Genomic DNA, 14,905 nt, shown 5'->3' on the forward strand with positions numbered 1-14,905 from the left:
AACAAGGCGGTCGCGCGCGTTGGCGCAGGCGATACTGGCCCGAAACAAATGTAGGAGCGAGCTTGCTCGCGATGCGCCGCGCGGGCGGCGCTCGATTTCCCATCCACCATAGCAATCAAGCCTGGCGCAACCTCAAGCTCCGGCACAAGGCCGCCGTCATCAGCACACTCACCACCGCCCAGCCCCCGGCCTGCTGGTTGTGGAGCCCTTCCACAAACAACTGTGGCGCCACGCCGGCCCCGACAATGAACGCCAGCAGCGCCACCTCGGCCCGCCGCGCCCGTACCGGCCACAGCACATAGACCAGCGTCGGCAACGCCAGCGCCGCGCTGGGGAAGCTGCGGTAGCGAGGGTCGAACACCATCGCCAGCATGCTCACCGCTGCGGCAAAGCCCGCCGCCAGCAACAGCCAGCCTGCCCGTGCCTGCAGCCAGGCGAACAACCGCTCGCGCCAGCCGGCCCGCTGCGCCAGGGCCAGCAGCGCGTGGGCCAGCACCAGCAGGTTCAACCCGGCCAGCGCCACCGCCCATACCCACTCCCCGGCAAAGCGCGCATGGGTGCGCATCAGCTCACCCCACAACCCCAGGCAACCCGCCCCGAACGCCGCCAGCAATGGCAGCAGCAAGGCTGCCTGAACCGTTGCGGGGCGCCCGGCGAGTAACAGCATGGCCAGCATCAACAATGCACTGGCCAGCAACCACTGCGGCCAGTAATGCAGGTTGCTCACCGGCCCCTCCAGCACGCCCTTGTCTTGCCGGTTGGCATCGTAAAGCCCCCAGTAACCGCCGACGGCCCCCTCGTTGGCACGTTTCCAGGGTTGGTCGAATGCTTCGATCAGGTTGTAGCGCCAGCCGTTGCTCTCAGCCATGGCCACAAAGCCGCGAATGAAACGCGCCTCGTTGACCCGGCTGGGCACTGCGGTCTCGCGCTGGCGGCCTTCGCTGGGCCAGCCGGTTTCGCCAATCAGGATGTCTTTGGGTGCGAAGCGTGTGCCGAACACCCTGCGCACATCGGCCACATGGGCCAAGGCTTCGTCGATACCGCGTGGGTCGTCTTCCCAGTAGGGCAGCAAGTGGATGGTCAGGAAGTCCACTGCCGGCGCCACCTGCGGGTGCTGCAGCCAGAACTCCCACACATCCGCGTAGGTCACCGGCACCTTCACCTGGCTTTTCACACGGGCGATCAGCTTGGCCAGGTGTGCGCCGGTCACCTCTTTGCGCAGCAAGGTTTCGTTGCCGACGATCACCGCGCTGACCACATCCGGGTTGGCGTTGGCGGTGGCAATCAGCAGGTCGATTTCCCTGTCGGTATCGGCCGGGTGGGCGTTGACCCAGGCCCCCAGCATCACTTTCAGGCCATGTTTGCGCGCCAGCGCGGGGATTGCCTCAAGACCGGTCATGGAATAGGTACGGATGCACTGGAATCGCTCAGCCAGCAACGCAAGGTCGGCGTCCATCCGCGCCGGGCGCAGGCGAAACGGCTGGTCGTAGGGCGATTGGTCCTTGTCGAACGGCGTGTAGGAGGCGCACTGCAACTTGTGCGTCGGGCTAGCCGCATCCGGCAGGTGCACCGGCTTGCCAAGCCCGTACCAGAGCCCTGCAAGCCCCAGCAGGGCCAACAGGCAGGCAAGCAGGTACAACGGCAACAGCAGGCGGGCAGAGCTGGGCATCGGGCGGTCCATCGTCAGGCGCAAAAGGGTAGATAGTAGCCCGGCGCCAAAGCTTTGGCATGCAAGGATCGCGCAGGCCGGCGTAAGCCGATGGCGCTAATGGCACAGTGCTGTCGCATATGGGGCGGCTACAGGTCGCAGCTGGATCAGGTCGCCCTGTGTTGCAGGCAGATGATGCAATCTCCTAGACCTGACGAGGGGATGCTTTGATGGCTGCTATGAAAAGAATGCGACGTTTCCTGGGTGTGGGCACCGCCCTGGTAATGGCCATGAGCGCTGCACAGGCAATGGCCAAAGAAGTAAGCATCGGTTACGTGGATGGGTGGGCCGACAGTGTGGCCACCACCAACGTGGCTGCAGAAGTGATCAAGCAGAAACTCGGCTACGACGTGAAGTTGCAGGCCGTGGCCACGGGCATCATGTGGCAGGGTGTGGCAACCGGCAAGCTCGATGCCATGTTGTCGGCCTGGTTGCCCGTCACCCATGGCGAGTACTGGACCAAGAACAAGGACAACGTGGTCGACTACGGCCCCAACTTCAAGGACGCCAAGATCGGCCTGATCGTGCCCGAGTACGTCAAGGCGGTGAGCATCGCCGACCTCAAGACCGACAGCAGCTTCAAGCAGAAGATTGTCGGCATCGACGCCGGCTCCGGCGTGATGCTCAAGACCGACCAGGCCATCAAGGACTACGACCTGACTGGCTACAAGCTGCAGGCAAGCTCCGGTGCGGCCATGACCGCAGAGCTGGGCCGTGCCTATGCCAAGCAGCAGTCGATTGCGGTCACTGGCTGGGTACCGCACTGGATGTTCGCCAAGTGGAAGCTGAAGTTCCTCGAAGACCCGAAAGGCGTGTATGGCGCGGCGGAAACCGTGAACAGCATCGGCAGCAAGGAACTGGCGACCAAGGCGCCGGAAGTGGCGGAGTTCCTGAAGAAGTTCAACTGGCAGTCCAAAGACGAGATTGGCGAGGTGATGCTGGCGATTCAGGAAGGGGCCAAGCCTGAAGCGGCGGCCAAGGATTGGGTGGCCAAGCACCCTGATCGTGTGAAGGAGTGGACTGGCAAGTAAATGCGCTTGGCGTTGTACTTTCAGCGCCTATGAGATCGAGCGCCGCCCGCGCGGCGCATCGCGAGCAAGCTCGCTCCTACGTTTGTTTTCGGCCAGTAACGCCTGTGGCAGGCGCGCGCGACCGCTTGGTTTGTACGACGTAATGTCCAGCCATGCGCCACGGCGTTCGCGCGCAAATCCCACAGGCATAATTGGCCCGAAACAAATGTAGGAGCGAGCTTGCTCGCGATGCGCCGCGCGGGCGGCGCTCGATTTTCGCCCAACTGCACAACCCAAGGCATGCACCTTTCAGCCCTGACCCATTCCACTCTTTGTTACGCAATCGGTAAAACACCGTTGCATCTAAGACTAAGGTCGTCTGGTTGCCGTCCAACAGCCGCATAAAGTAAGGGCGTGGGTTTCATCCCCTACCTGTGCTGCTAGGACAAAAACAATGAACGACAGCATTTACCTCTCGATACAAAACAGCCCCCGCTTCAAGGAGCTGGTCACCAAACGCGAACGGTTCGCCTGGATTCTCTCGGCGATCATGCTCGGCCTGTACTGCGCCTTCATCCTCCTGATTGCCTACGGTCCTCAAGTACTGGGCGCCAAGCTCAGCCCTGAGTCGTCGATTACCTGGGGTATTCCCCTGGGCGTCGGCCTGATCGTTTCGGCATTTGTCCTGACCGCCATCTACGTGCGCCGCGCCAACGGCGAATTCGATGAGCTGAACAAGGCCATCCTGAAGGAGGCGCAACAATGATTCGCCACGCCAAAACCCTGGCCGTACTGGCCTGCGGAGCCTTCGCACCCGCCGTGTGGGCTGCCGATGCCCTGACCGGCGAGGTGCAGAAACAACCGCTGAACGTTTCCGCCATCGCCATGTTCGTGGCCTTCGTCGCCTTCACCCTCGGCATCACCTACTGGGCTTCCAAGCGCAACAAGTCGGCGTCGGACTACTACGCTGCCGGCGGCAAGATCACCGGCTTCCAGAACGGCCTGGCAATCGCCGGCGACTACATGTCGGCCGCCTCGTTCCTGGGTATTTCCGCGCTGGTGTTCACCTCTGGCTACGATGGCCTGATCTACTCCATCGGCTTCCTCGTCGGCTGGCCGATCATCCTCTTCCTGATTGCCGAACGCCTGCGCAACCTGGGCAAATACACCTTCGCCGACGTGGCCTCGTACCGCCTCGGGCAGAAGGAAATCCGCACCCTGTCGGCGTCCGGTTCGCTGGTGGTGGTGGCGTTCTACCTGATCGCCCAGATGGTCGGTGCCGGCAAGCTGATCGAGCTGCTGTTCGGCCTGGACTACCACGTTGCGGTGATTCTGGTGGGTATCCTGATGTGCCTGTACGTGCTGTTCGGCGGCATGCTGGCCACCACCTGGGTACAGATCATCAAGGCCGTGCTGCTGCTGTCCGGTGCCAGCTTCATGGCGCTGATGGTGATGAAGCACGTGGGCTTCGACTTCAACACCTTGTTCTCCGAGGCCATCAAGGTACACGCCAAGGGCGAAGCGATCATGAGCCCGGGTGGCCTGGTCAAAGACCCGATCTCGGCGTTCTCGCTGGGCCTGGCGCTGATGTTCGGTACCGCAGGCCTGCCGCACATCCTGATGCGCTTCTTCACCGTCAGTGACGCCAAGGAAGCGCGCAAGAGCGTGCTGTACGCCACCGGCTTCATCGGCTACTTCTACATCCTCACCTTCATCATCGGCTTTGGCGCCATCCTGCTGGTCAGCACCAACCCGGACTTCAAGGACGCCGCTGGCGCCCTGCTGGGTGGTAACAACATGGCGGCGGTGCACCTGGCCAATGCCGTGGGTGGCAGCGTGTTCCTGGGCTTCATCTCGGCGGTCGCCTTCGCCACCATCCTGGCGGTGGTTGCCGGCCTGACCCTGGCCGGTGCCTCGGCGGTGTCCCACGACCTGTACGCCAGCGTATGGCGCAAGGGCAAGGCCAACGACAAGGACGAGATCCGCGTATCGAAGATCACCACCGTCGCCCTGGGCGTACTGGCGATCGGCCTGGGTATCCTGTTCGAGAAGCAGAACATCGCCTTCATGGTGGGCCTGGCCTTCTCCATCGCGGCCAGCTGCAACTTCCCGGTGCTGCTGCTTTCGATGTACTGGAAAAAGCTGACCACCCGCGGCGCGATGATTGGTGGCTGGCTGGGCCTGGTAAGTGCGGTGACGCTGATGATCCTCGGCCCGACCATCTGGGTGCAGATCCTCGGCCACGAGAAGCCGATCTATCCGTACGAGTACCCGGCGCTGTTCTCGATGGCCATTGCCTTCGTCAGCATCTGGTTCTTCTCGGTCACTGACAAGTCCAAGGCGGCTGACGACGAACGTGCGCTGTTCTACCCGCAGTTCGTGCGTTCGCAGACTGGCTTGGGTGCCAGCGGGGCGGTATCCCACTGATCATGCACTGACGCTTTGGCACAACGCCCCGCTTGCCGGGGCGTTTTGCTGTCTGGTGTACATCCGACTACTTGTCTTTAGGAAATTTCAACAACTCGCTCAGATGGTTCTGATATTTACAGTGTGGGTAACTGCGGATACTCCTGCCTGTCAACGGCGCTTAGCCTGATTGACCCTCAATCAAAGCTTATGTCTACAGGTTCCCAGGAGATCTATTCGTGAAAGCCCTCATGCTGGCACTTCCCTTCGCTGCACTTGTCGCCGGCCCCGCCATGGCCGCCGACCCGATCGACAAACAGGTACTGATTACCGCCACCGTTCCCACCGCCAACTTCTATGTTGATCCGGTTGGTGGCAACTGGATGAACGACCCGCAAGACATGGCCTGGAACGCGTTTCAAGGCAGCCTGACGCCAATTCGCAAGCAGCTGCAAGCCAAGAGCACCGTTGGCCCCATCACTGCCCACCTGCTGTCGCCAGCGGTGGTGACCAGTGGCGTGGACGCTATCGGCCTGGACGTCAAGATCAGTGACACCGTGCTGACCACCAGCCCTACCGAGATCCTCACCGCAGCACAAGCCGCCCCTGGCGTAACCGTCGACTTCGAGGTTGCCGCGCAAGAACCGGCGGGTGGCTACAAGCCAGGCAATTACCAAGGTCTGGTCAGCATGATGTTCGAAACCGCCGTGCCTTGATCAGGCTGCAAGCCTTCCTTTTCATCCTTTGGTGTCCACCTTTACCTCCAGGCAAGGCCTGGGGGTGAGGGCGGGTATTGCTTGCAGGCACGGTTATGGCTTTTTCTGCATCTACAAATACGTTGCTGCTCGCAGCCAGTCTGGTGGCGCTACCGGCTGCTGCCGACCTTGCAGCCAACTCCATGGACGTTGTCAGCCAGACTCAGGGCCTGCCGCGTGAATTCGAAGCGCATTTTTTCGATGTGCCGCTGGCGGTGCGGGTGGATCTCGATGGCCGCTACCTTGGCGACGCAATGGTCGTGCTCAGCCGCGACGGGCGTGTGCAATTGCTGGAGTTCACTGATACCTACGACAGCCGGGAACCGGCACAGTTGCGCGCGCGTTGGCAAGAGCGGCTGGCCGCCGGCCGGTCACTGGGGCAGTGCACCAACCACTGCCCTGACGGTTTGCAGGCCATTCACTACAGTCTGGTCAACTCGCAACTGTCCTTGCTCACCCGTAATGTCGAAGAGCAAGCAGGGCTGCAGCGTTATCATGCACTTCCCGAAGACGGCAGTACCGGTTTGTTGCTTCGCAACCAGCTCAACCTGGTGCGCGATGGTAGCGGTACCGCTGGCCGTTACGCCGTGCAGGGGCAGGGCAGCGTGGGAAACTGGACGACCCTGGCCGATGCGAATTTTGACCGTGGCAGCGATTATCAGGCCGGTACCCGACACCGGTTGGGCCAGTTTTATGCAGAGCGGTTGTTCGACGAGCACTTCTTCCGCCTGGGTTACTTCACCCCCAGCGCCCAAGGGCTGACGCGTCAGCCGCGCTTGCTCGGCAGCAGCCCGGACACCACGCTCGGCCTGATGTTCGGCAGCAGTGACAGCCTGCGGGTGGACAACGGCCTGCCCAGCGCCACCCCCATCTACGTCACCCCTAACCGGCCAGGTATCGTCGAGATCCTGCGCAATGGTGTGCTGATCAACAGCCAGGCAGTGGAGCCAGGCTTGCAGGCACTGGACACCCGGGTTTTACCGGGGGGCATTTATGAGGTCGAGGTGCGCCTGATAGAAGACGGGCAAGAAACCTCGCGCAGCGAGTCGTTCGTCTACAAACCGAACAACTGGAGTAACCCGGACAGCCGATGGCGCTACAACCTGTATGCCGGGCAACAGACCAGCCTGCTGAGCAACTGGGACGACCCGTACAAGGACAGCCTGGGTGCTGGTGTGCTGGCCAACTACCTGCTGCACCCGCGGGCCGTGCTTGGCCTCTCGGCGCAGCACGTCGACGACGCGATGCAGTATGGCTCGTCGCTGGACTGGGATGTACTGGACCGGTTCAAGGTTTACGGCAGCGTGTTCAGTACCGACGGTAAAGGCAACGGCTACGACCTGCAGGTCATCAGTAACCAGGCACTTGGCTCGTTGGTGCTCGGCCATGGCCGAACCTGGATCGACACCGCTGAATCGACGGGTTCCGGGCAGGTGGGGCAGGTCACCCAGAGTTCATTGTCCTGGTCGCAGCGGATGAATAGAAAAAGCACGGCAACCCTACGCTTGTCGCATAACTCAGGCGCTGTCGACGGCCTTGGCATCGACCTCGGCTGGAACTACTACGGCAAACTCGGCGGATCAGACGCCAACTGGCGCCTGTCGCTGTTCGATCGCCCCGCCAGCCGCAGCACGGGCGACGCGCGCAACCGAGGGGTCAACCTGAGCCTGAGCATGAGCCTGAGCCTGGGAGGGCCCGGTCAGCGTGTGGCTGCCAGCCTGGGTAGCCGCACTGCGCGTGACGGTGGCCGCGACCAGAATGCCTCGTTGAAATATCAGCAAGATGTTGACATGGGGGCGATTCGTAGCTTAGGAGCCACTGTCAATGTTGACCACTATGGTGTGGGTGTTGGCGGTGACACGCAGTTCAGTAATGAAGCCCTTTTTGGTGATGCTTACGCGCAAACGTCTTCTTACAACGGTGAGTTGAGCGGCGGCCTCAACCTGCAGAGTACCTTGGCCGTTGGAGGGGGCAAGGTAGCCATGAGTGGCCAATACCTACCCCATGACGCCGGCCTGGTCATCGATGTGTCGAGTGACATTGAGCACCTGAAACTACGCGCCGACGATGTGCTCGGCATGAGCGCCACCCTGCATCCCGGACGCAACGTCATCCCGGTGACAGCCCTGCGTTCTGGCAGCGTGCAGTTCGATTTTGCCGACGCCGAGGACCCGGCTGCGGTCATCCAGCCCGCCAGCCTGGACTATCACCTCAACCGAGGCGGTGTCGAATACCGGCAGTTGAGCGTGATGCGCACCGTCACGGTGCTCGGGCGACTGCTTGACGCGCAGGGCCGTCCCCTGCGGGGTGCGCTGGTCATCAACCATGCGAGCCGGAGCGTCACCGAGGACAGTGGATTCTTCAGTGTGGAAATGAGCGAGTCGACACCCACCCTTGAGATTCGGCGTGACGGAAAAGTCGCCTGCCTATTGACGTTGGACCCTCAGCAGCTGGAGCGCGAGGCAAGTGTCTTGTTGGCCGGTGATCAAATGTGCCCGGCGCTGGAGGTGGTGGAAGAGTCCAGTGATGGGGTGAGGAGTAACACATGATGAACCATCTGAATCGTAAGCGGATTTGCTGTTTTCCCATCCTGCTGCTGTTGGCCTGGCTGCCGTATGTCAATGCGGCGCAAGTGGACATCAGCGCACGCTACCGTGGGCAGACAGATGGGCATTTCGAGAACACCACACCACTGCCGGCCTTTTGTCGTAACTGGCCGGGCATCTGCGAAAACATGGACGCAGTAGCGGTTCCGCTTACCTTCAACAAAACAGTGATCAATCAGGCGCCCAATCCTCGTGATCTTTTCCTGATCAAGCTGCCTGGGCAGCGCAGAGTGACGCTGATACACGAGTCTACGGGGGACAGCTATGACGCAAACTTCGAGTTCATTGCCGTCAGCCAGCAGACCAAGTCCCATCACCAAACTGTCAACCCTATGGGTGTCAACATTCAGGGTGGATGCAGCTTCATCGACGGTGAAATTGAGTCAGCTGATTACCCCGAAAGCTATTTTGTCTGGTCCGTTACCAATCCGATTAACCCGCCTGCCTGTTACGATCGTAGCAATTGGGGGAGTCAGGTCGGGGAGCGCGGCGACTTGGACGTTTATGGAATGGCGGTTGGTTATCGCCTTTATCTACCGCCAGCGCAGCGTATGACCCAAGGCATTTACCGGGGCAGCGTGCAATACCATGTCGGCCCCGGTGCTGACTTCGATTTTGGTGATAGTGCTAGCAACCTGAGCAGCAACGTGGTCAACGTCGACTTTGAAGTCGATGTACAACATGCCTTCAACCTCGAGTTTCCGGCCAACTCCAACATTGCCGTTCTAGAGCCGCCAGGGGGCTGGGGGGCGTGGTTAGGTGGCCGGGGAGCCCCGTCTCGGCTGTACCGTGACTTGCCGATGCGCATCTGGTCGACCGGGCCGTTCAAGGTCTATAAACGTTGCCAGTACGACCTTGGCGATGGCTGCGCAATTCGGACGCCGAAAGGGGACCAGGTGCCGGTGACGGTTGCCCTGAGCCTGCCTGGCGGGATTGTGCACGGCGGTGCGCCCGTCAGCAGGCTGGCTTTGCCCAGCGGTGAGTCTGCCGCGCTGCGTTTCGAACACCTGACAGTGGTCAGTAACCGCCGTGGCCATTTGCATTTCGATGTGGCGGGCAGCGATGTGCAGAAGATGTTGACCAACCCTGGTACGCAGTATGCCGGCGAGGTCACTGTAGTGTTCGACGCAGAGCTTTGATGCCTGCCTTCCATCGTCAGAAATGGCGCCTGGCCGGTGGCCCTGACCATTCACTTTCAACGATTGGCACAGGTTATCAATGCACTGTGCAAGATAGGAGGCTGAACATGCAAACCTGGATTCACTGCCTGGCACTGGTAATGTGCCTGGCATCGTGGCCGTTGCAAGCGGCACCAGAGCTCAACGTCGGTGGGCTCTATGATTACTTGGCGGGTGATCGCAGTACGTTGCTCAAGCGGGTTCGCAACGGCGGTGAGAGCACGGCTTTTGTAAAGGTGAGCGTCGCCGAACTGGTGTATGACGAGAAGGGGAAGGGACGGGAAATCGACCTGGACGGCCTGCCAATGGACCAGCGCGGCCTGGTTGTCAGCCCGGCACGCCTGATCGTGCCCGCCCGAGGTATGCAGGCGGTGCGCTTGTTGTACCGCGGTGAGCGTGACAAGGAACGTTACTTCCGCCTGCGTTTCATTCCGGTATTACCCGAAACCGGCGATGGTTTTGCCGTGAACGAACAGGAAGCGGAGGCTTACCGCGACAGCCTCAAGGCGGGCGTTAACCTGCTAGCGGGTTACGGCACGCTGCTGTTTGTGCACCCGGCCAACACCCGCTACCAGACCCCGGTCACCCGCAAGGCCGGTGCATTGACCGTGAGTAACCAGGGCAATGCTACCGTAGTGCTTGACCATTTCCGTCAGTGCCAGACTCACGACCAGGTGTGTGAACCGGCTACCAAGCACCACTTGCTGCCCGGGCGTACCCGGGAGTTCGAGGGGCAGGCCAACAATGTGCATCAGTTCGAGCTGCATGAGGGTGCCGAGCGCAAAGTCATGGCGCTCGAAGGATGACTTGCACGCACACAGCCCTGGTGGTCGATGACCACCCCTTCATCCGCGCTACCGTCTGCATGCTGTTGCGCCAGCAGCGTGTGCAGGTGGTTGGCCAGGCGGACAATGGCATAGACGCCGTGCGCCTGGTGCGCGAACTGGTGCCGGACCTGGTGATTCTCGACATTGCGATGCCAGGCCTGGACGGGTTGGAAGTGATCGCCCGGATCAAGGCCTGCGGTCTTTCGAGCAAAGTCGTGGTGCTGACTTCGCAACTGGCCGAGGCGTATTCACTGCGTTGCCTGCAGGCCGGTGCCGCAGGTTATGTGGCCAAGACCGATGACCTGGACGAACTGGGCAAGGCCGTCGCAGCCGTGTTGTCGGGCTTCACCTACTACCCCGAAGTTGCGATGAGCTCGGTGTGCAGGCACGACCTGCGCACCAGCGAAGCCCAGTGCATTGCCAGCCTCACCGACCGCGAATTGACCGTGCTGCTGTACCTGGCCCGTGGCTATGGCAACAAGGCTATCGGTGAAGCCATGCTGTTGAGCAACAAGACCATCAGCACCTACAAAACGCGCCTGCTGGAAAAGCTCAGGCTCACTTCGGTCGTTGACCTGGCGGATTTCGCACGCCGTAATCAACTGATCTGAACGTGCTTTTGCGTGACGCTGAAGCCATGTCGTTGGCGTTGATCCATGTCGTTGCGTGTACTGGTGGTAGATGATGCGCCAATCAACCGCTTGTTGCTGTCACAACAGCTCGATCATCTCGGGCATCAGGTTCAACTGGCCGAAGACGGCGCACAGGCGCTACGCCTGTGGCTGGGTGGTCATTTTGATGGGGTGATCACTGACTGCAACATGCCCCGGCTCGATGGGTATGCCCTGGCGCGCGCCATCCGTGAGCACGAGCGGCGCAGTGGCCGGCCACAGTGCCGGGTTGTCGGCATGACAGCTACGGTTACAGCCGCTGTTTGGGCGCGTTGCCGGGCAGCTGGGATGGATGACTGCCTATTGAAGCCGCTGAGCCTGAAGCGCCTGGTGCAAACGTTGGCCCCGATCAGCCCAGCAGTGCTCGACATTGAACATGTGCAGCGCCTTGTGGGTTACGACAAGGCAGCATTGCACGCGTTACTGGAAGCGTTGCGCACCAGCAACGTTCAAGACCTTCAGCAGCTGAGCAAGTTACAGGAGAACGTTGAAGCCTTGGGCGTGCTCGCCCATCGCATCAAAGGGGCTGCACGCATCGCCCGCGCCAGGGAGGTGGTTTACCAATGCGAGCGTCTGGAACGCCAATGTACCGACAACACGCTCGCACCCGTCGACCTGAAAAGGGACGTGGAGGCACTTCGCCAAGCGATGCTGTACCTCGAACGCCAGCTTGCCTCACACGCCCTGCGGTCAAATCATGCCGAGTAACAGGAGCACCAGCAGAATCACCAGTACCACGCCCACGATGCCCGAAGGGCCGTAGCCCCAGCTGCGCGAGTGTGGGAAGACCGGTAAGCCACCAATCAGCAGAAGGATCAGGATGATGATGAGAATCGTGGTCATGACGGAATCCTTGCATGGTTGAGGGTCAAGGGCCTCTGACTGCTGGCCTCTTGTAAGTAAGGACCGGCGCCGTGCGGGAAAGATTCCATTTGTGTGCAGCCAGGGGGCGGAACTGACCATGCAGTCATGCCCACCCATTCACTACCCTGATGAACCCTGCCTGCCCGCCTGGTCTTGATTAGACTCGCTGCACAACCACTTGGAACAAGGCCAGCCACCATGCAAAACCGCATCATGATCACCGGCGCCGGGTCCGGCCTCGGCCGCGAGATCGCCCTGCGCTGGGCGCGTGAGGGCTGGCGCCTGGCGCTGGCTGATGTCAATGAAACCGGCCTGCGCGAAACCCTGGCGCTGGCCCGCGAAGCAGGCGGCGATGGCTTCGTTCAGCGCTGTGACGTGCGTGACTATAGCCAGCTGACAGCCTTGGCCCAGGCCTGCACCGAGCAGTTCGGCGGTATCGACGTGATCGTCAACAATGCCGGTGTTGCCTCGGGCGGGTTCTTCGCCGAATTGTCGCTGGAAGACTGGGACTGGCAGATCGCGGTCAACCTGATGGGTGTGGTCAAGGGCTGCAAGGCCTTTTTGCCGCTACTGGAGCGCAGCAAGGGCCGCATCATCAACGTTGCCTCCATGGCCGCGCTGATGCAGGGGCCGGGCATGAGCAACTACAACGTGGCCAAGGCGGGTGTGTTGGCCCTGTCGGAAAGCCTGCTGGTGGAACTGCGCCAGCTGGAGGTGGCGGTGCATGTGGTGTGCCCGTCGTTCTTCCAGACCAACCTGCTGGACTCGTTCCGTGGGCCGAACCCGGCGATGAAGGCGCAGGTTGGCAAGTTGCTGGAGGGCTCGCCGATCAGCGCGGCGGACATTGCCGACTACATCCATCAACAGGTCGCCGCTGGCGAGTTTCTCATCCTGCCGCACGAGGCCGGGCGACAGGCCTGGCAACTGAAACGCCAGGCCCCTGAGCGCCTGTATGACGAAATGGCCGAAATGGCCGTGAAAATGCGCGCAAAAGCCCAATCGCGATGAATGGTCTGTAGGAGAAGTTACCCGGCAATGTAGGGCACTTCTGAATAGTGATGGAGCTATTGAGTAGCCGAATGCTTACGCGTCAGGCTCCGTTTTTCCCTTTCGCTGGAGGAACGGAACATGCTGGTCATTGGGCGCGAAGTCGGTGAGATCATCATGATTGGCGATGATATCCGCATCATGGTGGTGGACGCGCGAGACGGGGTGGTGCGCTTTGGCGTCGATGCCCCGCGTGAGGTGCCGGTGCATCGGGCAGAGGTGTACAAGCGCATCAAGGAGGAGGGGCAGTGCAAGCCCGGCCGGCCCAGTCGCAGGTTTGCCCGCGAAGGCGGCTGACCTGCTAGTCGAGCAATTCGCGGGGCACATCATGCCTGGCCAACAACTGGCACTGCTGGCTTTCAGGGTCGAACAGGATGAACGCCTGCCCCTTGGCCAATGCCTGGCGTACCCGCAGCACGCGGGTTTCCAGCGGGGTATCGTCGCCGTTGTCGGTGCCGTCGCGGGTGACGAAGTCTTCGATCAGGCGGGTCAGGGTTTCGGCTTGCAGTTGGTCGTAGGGGATCAGCATGGTAAGCGTTGTCTGAAGTAGGTGTGGGCATGCTACGCGAAACATCCGGCATTTTGGGGCTGCAATGCAGCCCCAGACCCCTCAGCCTTTATTGCCAACCAGGCTGTCCACCGCTGGCACCCGCGTGTCGCTCTCCATTTGCGCATCATGCTCCAGCTGGTGGCTGAAGCGCTCGAGCGAAGCATTGGCCGGCTGCGAATCGCTGGCGAACACCGGTGGGCTCAGCAGGTAAGCCGACAACAACCGGCTGAGTGCCGCCAGGCTGTCGATATGGGTGCGCTCGTAGCCATGGGTGGCATCGCAACCGAACGCCACCAGCGCGGTGCGAATATCGTGCCCTGCGGTCACCGCCGAATGAGCGTCGCTGAAGTAGTAGCGGAACAGGTCGCGTCGCACCGGCAGGTCGTGGTCGCCGGCCAGTTTCAGCAGGTGCCGGGACAGGTGGTAGTCGTAAGGCCCCGACGAATCCTGCATGGCCACGCTCACCGCATGTTCGCTGGACGCTTGGCCGGGCGCTACCGGGGCAATGTCGATGCCGACGAACTCGCTGACATCCCAGGGCAGGGCGCCCGCCGCTCCCGAGCCGGTTTCTTCGGTGATGGTGAACAGTGGGTGGCAGTCGATCAGTGGTTGCTGACCGCTTTCAACCACGGCTTTCAGTGCCGCCAGCAGCGCGGCCACGCCGGCCTTGTCGTCCAGGTGGCGGGCGCTGATGTGACCGCTTTCGGTGAACTCGGGCAATGGGTCGAAGGCCACGAAATCACCAATGCTCACGCCCAGCGCCTCGCAGTCGGCACGGGTGGCGCAATAGGCATCCAGGCGCACTTCCACATGGTCCCAGCTGACCGGCATCTGGTCGATGGCGGTGTTGAAGGCATGCCCGCTGGCCATCAGCGGCAGCACGCTGCCACGGTAGACGCCAGTATCGGTGAATACGCTGACGCGACTGCCTTCGGCGAAGCGGCTGGACCAGCAGCCCACCGGTGCCAGGGCCAGGCGGCCGTTGTCCTGCAGCTGGCGCACGCTGGCACCGATGGTGTCCAGGTGGGCGGATACGGCACGGTCGGGCGAGGTTTGCCGGCCCTTGAGCGTGGCGCGGATGGTGCCGCGCCGGGTCAGCTCGAAGGGGATGCCCAGCTCGTCCAGGCGTTCGGCCACGTAGCGCACGATGGTGTCGGTGAAACCGGTGGGGCTGGGGATGGCGAGCATTTCCAGCAGCACGCGTTTGAGGTAGTCGAGATCGGGTTCGGGATGTCGGTCGGACATATTCAGGCCTCCGGTCGGGTTGATATACCAGGCTGTAG

The 14,905-nt window shown here is 61.6% G+C and carries 15 protein-coding genes; 11 read left to right on the forward strand and 4 right to left on the reverse strand.

What is annotated here, in order from left to right:
* Positions 1–115: 115 nt before the first annotated feature.
* Positions 116–1,681, reverse strand: a complete 1,566-nt coding sequence (locus tag QQ992_RS06750) for a glycoside hydrolase family 17 protein (protein ID WP_286112697.1) — start codon at positions 1,679–1,681, stop codon at positions 116–118.
* 197 nt (positions 1,682–1,878) lie between these two features.
* Here QQ992_RS06750 and QQ992_RS06755 point away from each other — a divergent pair, with 197 nt between their 5' ends.
* The 9 genes from QQ992_RS06755 (at position 1,879) to QQ992_RS06795 (ending at position 11,869) form a co-directional block, all read left to right on the forward strand.
* Positions 1,879–2,739 carry a glycine betaine ABC transporter substrate-binding protein gene (locus QQ992_RS06755; protein WP_016715534.1) on the forward strand — a complete coding sequence of 287 codons (861 nt, stop codon included), beginning with the start codon at positions 1,879–1,881 and terminating at the stop codon, positions 2,737–2,739.
* A 433-nt stretch (positions 2,740–3,172) separates the two neighbouring features.
* On the forward strand, positions 3,173–3,484 hold the full coding sequence (locus QQ992_RS06760; RefSeq protein ID WP_016715535.1) for a DUF485 domain-containing protein: 312 nt from the start codon (positions 3,173–3,175) through the stop codon (positions 3,482–3,484).
* Positions 3,481–5,145 carry a cation acetate symporter gene (locus QQ992_RS06765; protein WP_105945961.1) on the forward strand — a complete coding sequence of 555 codons (1,665 nt, stop codon included), beginning with the start codon at positions 3,481–3,483 and terminating at the stop codon, positions 5,143–5,145. The genes QQ992_RS06760 and QQ992_RS06765 overlap by 4 nt, the downstream gene beginning before the upstream one ends.
* Positions 5,146–5,363: 218 nt before the next feature.
* Positions 5,364–5,840, forward strand: coding sequence for a CS1 type fimbrial major subunit (locus QQ992_RS06770; RefSeq protein ID WP_286112701.1), 477 nt, complete (start codon positions 5,364–5,366; stop codon positions 5,838–5,840).
* 95 nt (positions 5,841–5,935) lie between these two features.
* Entirely contained in the window at positions 5,936–8,428 is a 2,493-nt protein-coding gene (locus tag QQ992_RS06775; protein WP_286112702.1) for a TcfC E-set like domain-containing protein, read from the forward strand.
* Positions 8,425–9,624 (forward strand): hypothetical protein, encoded by a 1,200-nt coding sequence (locus QQ992_RS06780; RefSeq protein WP_286112703.1) that lies wholly within the window; start codon positions 8,425–8,427, stop codon positions 9,622–9,624. Before QQ992_RS06775 ends, QQ992_RS06780 begins: the two co-directional genes overlap by 4 nt.
* A gap of 107 nt (positions 9,625–9,731) precedes the next feature.
* Positions 9,732–10,469, forward strand: a complete 738-nt coding sequence (locus QQ992_RS06785; protein WP_286112704.1) for a fimbrial biogenesis chaperone — start codon at positions 9,732–9,734, stop codon at positions 10,467–10,469.
* Entirely contained in the window at positions 10,466–11,101 is a 636-nt protein-coding gene (locus QQ992_RS06790; RefSeq protein WP_286112705.1) for a response regulator transcription factor, read from the forward strand. The genes QQ992_RS06785 and QQ992_RS06790 overlap by 4 nt, the downstream gene beginning before the upstream one ends.
* Positions 11,102–11,146: 45 nt before the next feature.
* On the forward strand, positions 11,147–11,869 hold the full coding sequence (locus QQ992_RS06795) for a response regulator (RefSeq protein ID WP_286112706.1): 723 nt from the start codon (positions 11,147–11,149) through the stop codon (positions 11,867–11,869).
* Here QQ992_RS06795 and QQ992_RS06800 read toward each other — a convergent pair.
* Entirely contained in the window at positions 11,852–12,004 is a 153-nt protein-coding gene (locus tag QQ992_RS06800; RefSeq protein WP_012271016.1) for a DUF3309 family protein, read from the reverse strand. The genes QQ992_RS06795 and QQ992_RS06800 overlap by 18 nt on opposite strands.
* A 219-nt stretch (positions 12,005–12,223) precedes the next feature.
* Between QQ992_RS06800 and QQ992_RS06805 the strand changes: the two genes are divergently transcribed.
* Positions 12,224–13,033 (forward strand): SDR family oxidoreductase, encoded by an 810-nt coding sequence (locus QQ992_RS06805; RefSeq protein ID WP_019096991.1) that lies wholly within the window; start codon positions 12,224–12,226, stop codon positions 13,031–13,033.
* A 120-nt stretch (positions 13,034–13,153) separates the two neighbouring features.
* Positions 13,154–13,369, forward strand: coding sequence for a carbon storage regulator CsrA (gene csrA, locus QQ992_RS06810; protein ID WP_286112707.1), 216 nt, complete (start codon positions 13,154–13,156; stop codon positions 13,367–13,369).
* A 4-nt stretch (positions 13,370–13,373) separates the two neighbouring features.
* Here the strand turns inward: csrA and QQ992_RS06815 are convergent, their stop codons facing one another.
* Both QQ992_RS06815 and QQ992_RS06820 read right to left on the reverse strand, forming a co-directional pair.
* Complete coding sequence (locus QQ992_RS06815) at positions 13,374–13,601, reverse strand: YheU family protein (protein WP_051099660.1); 228 nt, start codon at positions 13,599–13,601, stop codon at positions 13,374–13,376.
* 81 nt (positions 13,602–13,682) lie between these two features.
* A complete protein-coding gene (locus QQ992_RS06820; protein ID WP_016715546.1) occupies positions 13,683–14,867 on the reverse strand; it encodes an osmoprotectant NAGGN system M42 family peptidase in 1,185 nt (394 codons plus the stop codon).
* Positions 14,868–14,905 lie beyond the last annotated feature (38 nt).

This window comes from Pseudomonas kurunegalensis, assembly GCF_030291635.1.
In the GTDB taxonomy this organism is placed as follows: Bacteria; Pseudomonadota; Gammaproteobacteria; order Pseudomonadales; family Pseudomonadaceae; genus Aquipseudomonas; species Aquipseudomonas monteilii.

What these genes read in the sequence shown, in the direction of transcription:
- QQ992_RS06755 (WP_016715534.1), top strand. Translation starts at nt 1,879, where the DNA reads ATGGCTGCTATGAAAAGAATGCGACGTTTCCTGGGTGTGGGCACCGCC.
- QQ992_RS06785 (WP_286112704.1), top strand. Translation starts at nt 9,732, where the DNA reads ATGCAAACCTGGATTCACTGCCTGGCACTGGTAATGTGCCTGGCATCG.
- QQ992_RS06815 (WP_051099660.1), bottom strand. Translation starts at nt 13,601, where the DNA reads ATGCTGATCCCCTACGACCAACTGCAAGCCGAAACCCTGACCCGCCTG.
- QQ992_RS06805 (WP_019096991.1), top strand. Translation starts at nt 12,224, where the DNA reads ATGCAAAACCGCATCATGATCACCGGCGCCGGGTCCGGCCTCGGCCGC.
- csrA (WP_286112707.1), top strand. Translation starts at nt 13,154, where the DNA reads ATGCTGGTCATTGGGCGCGAAGTCGGTGAGATCATCATGATTGGCGAT.
- QQ992_RS06780 (WP_286112703.1), top strand. Translation starts at nt 8,425, where the DNA reads ATGATGAACCATCTGAATCGTAAGCGGATTTGCTGTTTTCCCATCCTG.
- QQ992_RS06820 (WP_016715546.1), bottom strand. Translation starts at nt 14,867, where the DNA reads ATGTCCGACCGACATCCCGAACCCGATCTCGACTACCTCAAACGCGTG.
- QQ992_RS06760 (WP_016715535.1), top strand. Translation starts at nt 3,173, where the DNA reads ATGAACGACAGCATTTACCTCTCGATACAAAACAGCCCCCGCTTCAAG.
- QQ992_RS06775 (WP_286112702.1), top strand. Translation starts at nt 5,936, where the DNA reads ATGGCTTTTTCTGCATCTACAAATACGTTGCTGCTCGCAGCCAGTCTG.
- QQ992_RS06800 (WP_012271016.1), bottom strand. Translation starts at nt 12,004, where the DNA reads ATGACCACGATTCTCATCATCATCCTGATCCTTCTGCTGATTGGTGGC.
- QQ992_RS06750 (WP_286112697.1), bottom strand. Translation starts at nt 1,681, where the DNA reads ATGGACCGCCCGATGCCCAGCTCTGCCCGCCTGCTGTTGCCGTTGTAC.
- QQ992_RS06795 (WP_286112706.1), top strand. Translation starts at nt 11,147, where the DNA reads ATGTCGTTGCGTGTACTGGTGGTAGATGATGCGCCAATCAACCGCTTG.
- QQ992_RS06765 (WP_105945961.1), top strand. Translation starts at nt 3,481, where the DNA reads ATGATTCGCCACGCCAAAACCCTGGCCGTACTGGCCTGCGGAGCCTTC.
- QQ992_RS06790 (WP_286112705.1), top strand. Translation starts at nt 10,466, where the DNA reads ATGACTTGCACGCACACAGCCCTGGTGGTCGATGACCACCCCTTCATC.